The sequence below is a fragment of the Bacillus sp. JJ1566 genome (assembly GCF_036962685.1).
GTDB lineage: Bacteria > Bacillota > Bacilli > Bacillales > Bacillaceae_L > Ferdinandcohnia.
The window spans coordinates 1-8,550 of sequence record NZ_JBALOP010000077.1 but is presented as its reverse complement, the minus strand read 5'-3'; the positions used below and the strand labels follow the sequence as shown (position 1 = coordinate 8,550).

The 8,550-nt window shown below is 35.2% G+C and carries 8 protein-coding genes; 6 read left to right on the top strand and 2 right to left on the bottom strand.

Features of this window, described 5'->3' with window-relative positions:
* The 6 genes from V7112_RS23175 to V7112_RS23150 form a co-directional block, all read left to right on the top strand.
* A partial coding sequence (locus V7112_RS23175; RefSeq protein WP_335424240.1) for an MATE family efflux transporter occupies positions 1–813 on the top strand: 813 nt, incomplete at its 5' end.
* 37 nt (positions 814–850) lie between these two features.
* On the top strand, positions 851–2,239 hold the full coding sequence (locus V7112_RS23170; RefSeq protein ID WP_335424242.1) for a sugar phosphate nucleotidyltransferase: 1,389 nt from the start codon (positions 851–853) through the stop codon (positions 2,237–2,239).
* Positions 2,240–2,278: 39 nt separating this feature from the next.
* The gene (locus tag V7112_RS23165; protein WP_335424238.1) at positions 2,279–3,367 is read left to right on the top strand and encodes a glycosyltransferase; all 1,089 of its coding nucleotides are present in this window, start codon (positions 2,279–2,281) and stop codon (positions 3,365–3,367) included.
* 157 nt (positions 3,368–3,524) lie between these two features.
* A complete protein-coding gene (locus tag V7112_RS23160; protein ID WP_335424236.1) occupies positions 3,525–4,181 on the top strand; it encodes an acetyltransferase in 657 nt (218 codons plus the stop codon).
* Between the two features lie 1,380 nt (positions 4,182–5,561).
* Entirely contained in the window at positions 5,562–6,509 is a 948-nt protein-coding gene (gene manA, locus V7112_RS23155) for a mannose-6-phosphate isomerase, class I (RefSeq protein ID WP_335424234.1), read from the top strand.
* A 69-nt stretch (positions 6,510–6,578) separates the two neighbouring features.
* Positions 6,579–7,451, top strand: coding sequence for an ROK family protein (locus V7112_RS23150; protein WP_335424233.1), 873 nt, complete (start codon positions 6,579–6,581; stop codon positions 7,449–7,451).
* A gap of 55 nt (positions 7,452–7,506) precedes the next feature.
* On the opposite strand, the gene V7112_RS23915 is transcribed toward V7112_RS23150, so the two are convergent.
* Complete coding sequence (locus V7112_RS23915; protein ID WP_438823945.1) at positions 7,507–7,689, bottom strand: IS3 family transposase; 183 nt, start codon at positions 7,687–7,689, stop codon at positions 7,507–7,509.
* 214 nt (positions 7,690–7,903) lie between these two features.
* Complete coding sequence (locus tag V7112_RS23145) at positions 7,904–8,170, bottom strand: hypothetical protein (RefSeq protein WP_335424231.1); 267 nt, start codon at positions 8,168–8,170, stop codon at positions 7,904–7,906.
* Positions 8,171–8,550 lie beyond the last annotated feature (380 nt).

Here is an 8,550-nt window from a genome sequence, read left to right as displayed (position 1 = left end):
ATGCAAATTCTAAGACCAGTATTAATAATCCTTTTTGTATTTATTTTTAGTAGAAGCACTCTTTCTCTACAATCCTCACATTTATTAGCCATAACTTTTATAGTTTTTTTAATACTTTTCTTTGTATTAAAAAAAAGTATCAATAATAAAGAATTTATGAAATCCAAATATACTGAAACTTATAATACAAAAGAATGGCTTTTTTCTGTTGTACCATTAGTTCTTTTTTCTGGTATGGATTTTTTACAAAAGAATACTGATATCCTTATGATTGGCGCATTATTAGGTACTGAGGAATCTGGGTTATATACTGTTGCTACAAGGGTTACAGAATTATGTGCTTTTGGAATGCTAGCCGTTAATTCAATAGCAGCTCCAATGATTTCTAATTTATATTCAAAAAAGGATAATATTCAATTACAGAAAATAATTAGAATAGCGACACAAATATCTTTTATAGTTACACTCATAATCTCACTTTTTCTGATTGTACTAGGAAAGAAAGTTCTTTTCATGTTTGGAATAGAATTTGTTACAACATACCCAGTAGTGCTGATATTATTATTAGGTCAGTTAATAAATGCGTACAGTGGTCCAGTGTCATTAATTCTAACCATGACAGGATATTATAAGCCTTTAACAATAATTCTTTTAATCGGACTAATTATTAATTTATTACTAAATTTACTTCTCTTGAAGTTTTTCGGTATAGAGGGAGCAGCTATTGCTACTGCAGTATCTAAAGTATTTAATAGTCTTGCATTAATAATTTATATCAAACGGAAGTTAGATATTAAAACATCGCTTTTCTAGATGTGAATTTTTATAACTTACAGAAGGGGAGATTAAACTGAGACTAATACTATTATCTGGCGGATCTGGGAAACGTCTTTGGCCACTCTCAAACGATACAAGATCAAAACAATTCCTAAAAATATTAGGAGATCAGAACGGAAATAGACAATCAATGGTACAGCGTGTGTGGGGACAACTAATATCTGTTAATCTTTCAGAATTTGCAATAATTGCAACTTCCAAAATGCAACAGGATATGATTCATAGTCAAGTAGGTACGGATGTTCCTTTAATAATTGAACCAGAAAGACGTGATACATTTCCAGCGATTGCTCTTGCAACTTCATATTTATATTCTAAACAGAATGTTGACGAAGATGAGGTTATTGTAGTTTTACCAGTGGATCCATACGTTGAGGATAGCTTTTTTAACAGAGTAAAAGATTTAGAGAGTGTTCTATTAAATTCTAATGCAGATCTAGCGTTAATGGGAGTTAAGCCTACTTATCCATCTTCAAAATATGGGTATATTGTACCAGGTCTAATGGGTGGTGGGGATCGGTATTTCAAAGTAGATCGATTTACAGAAAAGCCGAGTGAGGAAAAAGCACAAGCATTATTAGAAATGAATGCATTATGGAATACCGGTGTATTTGCATTTAAATTAAGTTATTTAATAAATATTTTAAGAGATAAAAATCTACCATTATCATACGAAGAACTATCATTAAAATATAAAGTTCTTCCAAAAATTAGTTTTGATTATGAGGTAGTAGAAAAGGCAAACCACATTGTTGCTCTATCATACGAAGGATATTGGAAGGATCTTGGAACATGGAATACACTAACTGAAGAAATGGCAACAGCTCAAATTGGTAAAGGTGTTTTATCAGAGGATTCAATTAATACACATTTAGTGAATGAATTAGATATTCCTGTAACTGTTGTTGGAACAAAAGACATTGTTGTGGCTGCAAGTCCAGATGGTATTCTAGTTGCGGACAAAGCCTCAAGTCCGAAGATAAAAGATTTAATTGGTGATTTCAATCAACCACCTATGTATGAAGAACGAATCTGGGGTTGGTCAAGAACACTTGATTATGCAACCTATGATAACGGACAGGAAATGGTTACTAAGAGAATCTGTATTTACCAAGGAAAGAATTCTACCTATCATTACCATAATCTTCGAGATGAAGTTTGGACGATTGTTAAGGGCGAGGGTGAAATTGCCCTCGATGATAGTATTCAAAGAGTGAAGGCAGGAGATATCATTCATTTACCTTCTGGGAAAAAACATGGTATTCATGCAATTACGGATTTAGAATTTATTGAAGTGCAAACTGGTTTTGGAATTAGTGATGAAGATTTTACTCGTATTTATTTTACTTGGGACGATGTATTAAAACATTTCCAAGACTCTAAATCAAAGGTAATCATATAGGAGGGCACTTTTGCTCTCCTCTTTTTTTGGGGTGTTTATGTGAAAAGGGTTGTTTATTATATTTCCGAGTATGGATTTGGTCATGCAAGTAGAAGTATAGCGATAATTAGGGATCTAATTAATCTAGACCCTACCATCCAAATAGAAGTGGTTCATAATTATGCTTTAGACTTTTTAGTTAAATCACTACCATTTAATAATATAACCTTTTATAGATTAGGAACTGATATCGGATATTTTTTAAAGGATCAATCAATTGAGCCCGATAAAATTAAGCAGACAGAAGAAGTTTTGTCATATTCAATTGAAATATTGAGCCTTGCCCAAGTGGAAATTAATAGGTTAAATAGCAAGAAAATTGATTTAATTATTTCAGATATATCACCAATTGCTTTTGAAGTCGCTGATAAAATAGGGGTTCCATCAATAGGGATTTCTAATTTCACTTGGTATACTGCGTTCCAAGGTTTAGTATCCGAAAGGCATCTTTTATTTCTAAAAGAAGCCTATGGAAAAATGGATTATTTCTTCGGGCTTGCTGGGAATAATGAAATAGAATGGGGAAGAAGTAAATCTTACCAAATTAGATTTTATTCAAGAAATATTGATCAGGATGAAGTAGAACGGATTCGTAATGGTTTTAACAAAGATAAACAACTAGTCTTTTTAGGGTTAGGGATGAAAATGGATTTAGATAACTTGAAAAGGCTACAAATTTGGAACAGTTATGATACTCATTTTGTTGTCTCCTCAAATTTGCCTATAACTCATCCAAACGTTTCACATGTTCCAAAGGAGTATATAGAAACACAAAATTATATTGCTGCATGTGATTTGGTAATAACCAAGGCAGGGTGGGGCACCATAGGTGAGGCAATTGTCGGCAATACGCCGTTATTAATTATTGATCGTAATAACATGAAGGAAGACAAGAATACGATCTCATTTTTAACAAAATATAACCTTTGTAACCTAATTACATGGGATGAATTTTCACAATTAACAATAAATGAGGGAATCGTAACAAGGTTTAGAGATAAGCTTAGTCAAAGTAACTATTCTATTAGTAATGAAACTAGCAGGATATCTGAAAAGATTTTAGAGATATTAGTTGGAAGTATAGTATAAAATTCCTATACTAAAAATTTTTTTTGCGAAAGAAGGAAGCTTTTCTATTGAAAAAGACAACTACTTTATTTTGCCAACAAGAATAGGAGACTTCAAGTTTAATAGGGAATGATTTGAAAAAATCGTTTTTCTTCTGTAATGGGAAAAGGAGTATGACGTGAATAATATAATTATTTTTGGTTCGGGTGGTCATAGTAAGGTAGTTATCGATATCGTCGAAAAGGCCGGTAAATATAACATACTTGGATTAATTGACCCATTCAAAGATATTGGAACGAAATACATGGGTTATGAAATCTTAAGAAATGAAGATAATATTCGCGAGTTTGAAGGAAAAATAATTGGAGGAATAGTCGCTTTAGCTGACAACTTGAAAAGATACGATATCGTTAGTAAGATAATGTCAATAAATCCTTATTTTAAATTTATTACAGCTATTCATCCATCTGCTCAAATTGGTAGAAATGTGTCATTAGGAAACGGTACAGTTGTCATGGCCAATGCTGTTATTAACAGTAATACGAGAGTCGATGCCCATTGTATTATTAATACAATGGCTTCATTAGATCACGACTGTGTCATTGGCGACTTTGTAACTCTAGCACCTGGAGCCACCGTTGCTGGTGGCGTGACAATCGGAAAACATTCTGTTATATCTATGGGAGCCAACGTTATTCATAATAGAACCATCGGCGAACATACGATAGTTGGTGCAGGCTCAACCGTCTTAAATGACTTAGCCTCATACGTTGTAGCCTACGGCACACCAGCCAGAGTGATAAGAAAGCGAACATCAGGAGAAGAGTATTTATAGGGGGAGGGGACCGATGACCTTGTCCCTATAATAAATCTGTCTATTTATAATTCTTGTAAACTATTAGTACTAAGCTTTATACCAGAATTCTAATATATCGATTGGAACTTAATTGCTAAAACCAAACTTATTATAATAGTAAACTATTACATGATAAATATAATTTTACTAATAAGGCATTTTTGGAAAATGTCAATTTTAAACAAATGTTTGTTTTGGCTATTTACACAAGTAGTGTCACGAGTGTATTAATTCAATTAATCTGTTGTTTGATTTTATTTCTTAAGGAAAAGGTGGTTGTGAGTTAAACAGTAAAATGTGGCCAATCGGCGTTAAAGAGAACTTCGGTCAGTTTGGAAAAGTAGATTATTTAAAAGAATACTATAAATTAACATCAAAGGATATTGCTGAAGTAGTGAAGCGCATTCTTTAGGGTGACTGTCCTCCACTAAGGTAAGGGGCTAAAGTGTTAATGAGTATTTGTTCTTTTGAGGTGTTTGTTTTTTTACAGACACTCTTTCTTTTTATCTCTTGTTCTACCAAGCCAGTAAACAAAAAGGGATTGATGTGGTTAAGGCCGAGGTGAAGATTGCTGCATTCGCACATGCAAGCAATAGTGAAGCTGTGATTGACTGATCCGGGCAGACGGGTATTAGCGAATTTAATGCGATTGGAGAGCTTTCGCCAGGTGTTGAAGGGGCTAATCGACTCGGAGGAGATTCAACGGGCTAATGTATGGTATATGGAAAAAGATCGACTAATGCGTGTATCAATGTGTCTTGAAACATAAATTGCACAGAAGATTGATACTGAAAGTGAGATTGAACGGATTCGTGGGGGTAGGGAGAGAATGGCGGTACATACACGCCAAGGCATGTGATTAGTGAAATCAGAAACATCATGTGGGATTACGGAAACGTCATTCGAAACGAGAAAGGACAGACATTCACTATAAAGAAAATTAACCAGCTCAAGAAGAATTATTCGATTGCATCCTATATTATATGATGGAGCCTTCCCAGTGGAAGAGAGCACTAAAACCATAAAACTTTCTTCAACTTGCCACTATCTTATAACGACCATGAAAGATTGAAAGGAAAGTAGTGCGGGGCACATTATCGGGAATACTACATAGACGAAGACCAGGCTACAATAAAAGAAGTTATATCTAAAAGGTGAAATTGGTCAGGTATTATAAAAAAGAAAGTTCTGCAATAAATCTTTTAGAGCTCCACTTGATTATTTTAGAAATCCCAAAATTTACTTTAAAATAAAAAAACAGTTTAAACTAGTACTAAAATGATGAGAGTAGGATTAAATACTAAATTACTTTTTCCATCTATTAAATAAGAAATAGATTTGATAAAGGAAGTGCTACTTTTGAAACAACCAATTTTCTTAACACCACTATTTCAGGAACGTATTTGGGGAGGTTCCAAGCTACGTACGGAATTTGGATACTCAATAGAATCAGACTTAACAGGTGAATGCTGGGCTGTATCCGCTCATCCAAATGGACAAAGTATTGTAAGCCAAGGTCCATACAAGGGTAAAACTCTTGGGGAACTGTGGGAAGAGCATCGTGAGCTATTCGGTAATATGAAAGGAGAAGTGTTTCCGATCCTTACCAAAATTCTCGATGCAAATAATGATTTATCTATTCAAGTTCATCCTAACGATGAGTATGCGAACGAACATGAAAACGGTGAACTTGGTAAAACCGAATGTTGGTATGTAATCGATTGTGAGGTTGATGCAGAAATCATCTATGGTCACACAGCCCAAACGAAAGGACAGTTTATTGAAATGATTGAATCTGGAGATTGGAATGGGTTGTTAAGTCGTATAAAGGTGAAACCAGGCGATTTCTTTTATGTCCCTAGTGGAACGATTCACGCACTTTGTTCGGGAGTTCTTATCCTTGAAACCCAGCAAAGCTCTGACACGACTTATCGTGTGTATGACTATGACCGAATTGATCAAAATGGTAAGAAGCGTGAATTACATATTCAAAAGTCTATTGATGTAACTACTATTCCACACGAAGATATAACGGTTAAGCCTGGTTTTAAGAAAATCCCGGGTGCTACTATTACGACTTTTGTGAGGGAACAATATTTCTCTGTGTACAAATGGGAAACTGAAGGTTCAGTAGCTTTTGATGAAGACAAGCATTTTCTAATTTGCAGTGTTTTGAAAGGCTCAGGCGAGATTGTAACTGATGAGGGAAGTTTTGCAATAGGAAAAGGCAATCATTTTATCTTGCCTACTGGGCTAGGAAAATTTCAAATGAAAGGGAATATGGAATTAATCGTTTCTCATCCATAATTGGGAGCGGGACTAAGTAGAGCAACCTGGCTCTCGCTTTGTCATTTTAAAAGAAGGGGGAGTTGATATATGCTAATTGGTGGTTTAGAAGCAGGCGGAACAAAGTTTGTATGTGGAGTAGGGAATGAACATGGAGAGATTTACGATAGGGTCACATTCCCAACTACAACTCCAGAAGAAACAATGGAAAAGGTCTTTTCATTTTTTCAAGATAAAGAGGTTGAGGCGATCGGAGTCGGTTCGTTTGGACCAATTGATGTGGATCGAGCGAGTGAATCGTATGGATATATCAGACAAACACCAAAGGTGAAGTGGAAAAATTATAATATTGTTGGTGAACTGAAGAACCGTTTTCAAGTACCAGTTGGGTTTCATACAGATGTAACCGCAGCTGCACTTGCTGAATCTACTTGGGGTGCAGCGAAGGGCTTGGATAGTTGTCTGTATATGACAGTAGGAACAGGCATTGGCGTTGGTGCTGTCATAAACGGAAAGCCATTCCAAGGGTTAACTCATCCTGAAATGGGGCATATCCTTGTTAAACGTCATCCAGATGATATTTTCGAAGGATTTTGTCCATATCATGAGGACTGCCTTGAGGGGTTAGCAGCGGGTCCGGCTCTTGAGAAAAGATGGAACAAAAAAGGCCAAGAATTAACAAACCAATCTGGGGTGTGGGAAATCGAATCGTTTTATCTAGCTCAAGCTCTGATGAATTATATTCTTGTTTTATCTCCGAAAAAGATTGTTCTTGGTGGAGGCGTGATGAAACAGGAACATCTGCTACCACTCGTTCGGAAGCAGGTATTGGAACTGTTAAATGGGTATGTTGCTGTTCCTGAATTAACACCAGAAAATATTGATCATTACATCGTTTTGCCAGGACTTGGCGACAATGCAGGTTTAGCAGGAGCCATTGCGCTATGGGTGAATGGTAAATAAAGCATAAGTGACTCCCCATCGAGGAAGTGAACTAAAAAAGTTAGACATTTTATAATTATGTAACCTGTTGGACCTGAGAGCGGTATTCTACTGGGCTCAGGTCATTTAATTTTGTCTTCATACGGATATAGTTGTGGTAGTAAACATAATCATGGAATTCCTTTACAAAATGCTCTATACTTTCAAAATCCCGTAGATAGAGGAGTTCTGTCTTAAGGATACCAAAAAAGTTCTCAATAACTCCTTATCGAGACAGTTTCCCTTTAGGGACATGCTTTGTGTAATATTCCGGTCTTTAAGAGTTTTCTGGTACTTGATCATCTGGTAATGTCATCCTTGATCTGGGTGGAGAATTAACTTATTCTCTGGACTTAATACTTCTAGAGCCTTGTTCAAGTATGTGGCTTACTAAATCATAAGAGGGACGAGCCTTAACTGTATACGAGATGACTTTACTTATTGAACAAATCAGAAATAGGTGATAGAAAGATTTTCTGTCCGAAAAGGCTAAATTCTGTTACGCCTGTTATCCATTTCTGATTAGGCTTGTTGGCTTGGAAATCCCGATTTATCACATTTGGTGCCACTTTTCCTACATTTCCACGATACGACTTATATTTCTTTATTCGAACCTGGCACTTGATCGCAAGCTGCTGGTTCATTAGCTTGAGGACAGTCTTCGGATCATGACTAAAGCCTTTCTTATCAAGTTTTTTCATGTTACGTTGTTTATAACGCCCTTTATGATGGGTGATATATCTCTTGTATTGCTTCTTTCACAGTTGCGTATATAAAAAACTGTACCGCCATTGTTAGATTATTTGCCAACAATTTTGGTGCAGTTCATGATATTAGGGAGTTTTTTATGGAATTGCTGCTCATCATATTCGTTGAATTATTGGTATTAATCCCAATTTTAGTACTACGAAGTCTTATTCTAATGATTTTCTAATTCCTTTAATTTCTTTGGGATAAGTCCATTTATTTTTTTGAATAAGGAAGTATAGTAACTTTAATTACAAAAATGAATCAAAAAATTTTGAAATATCTGTTATTGTTAACTCAGCATATAGTAGAAAATATTCGGATTATACATTTT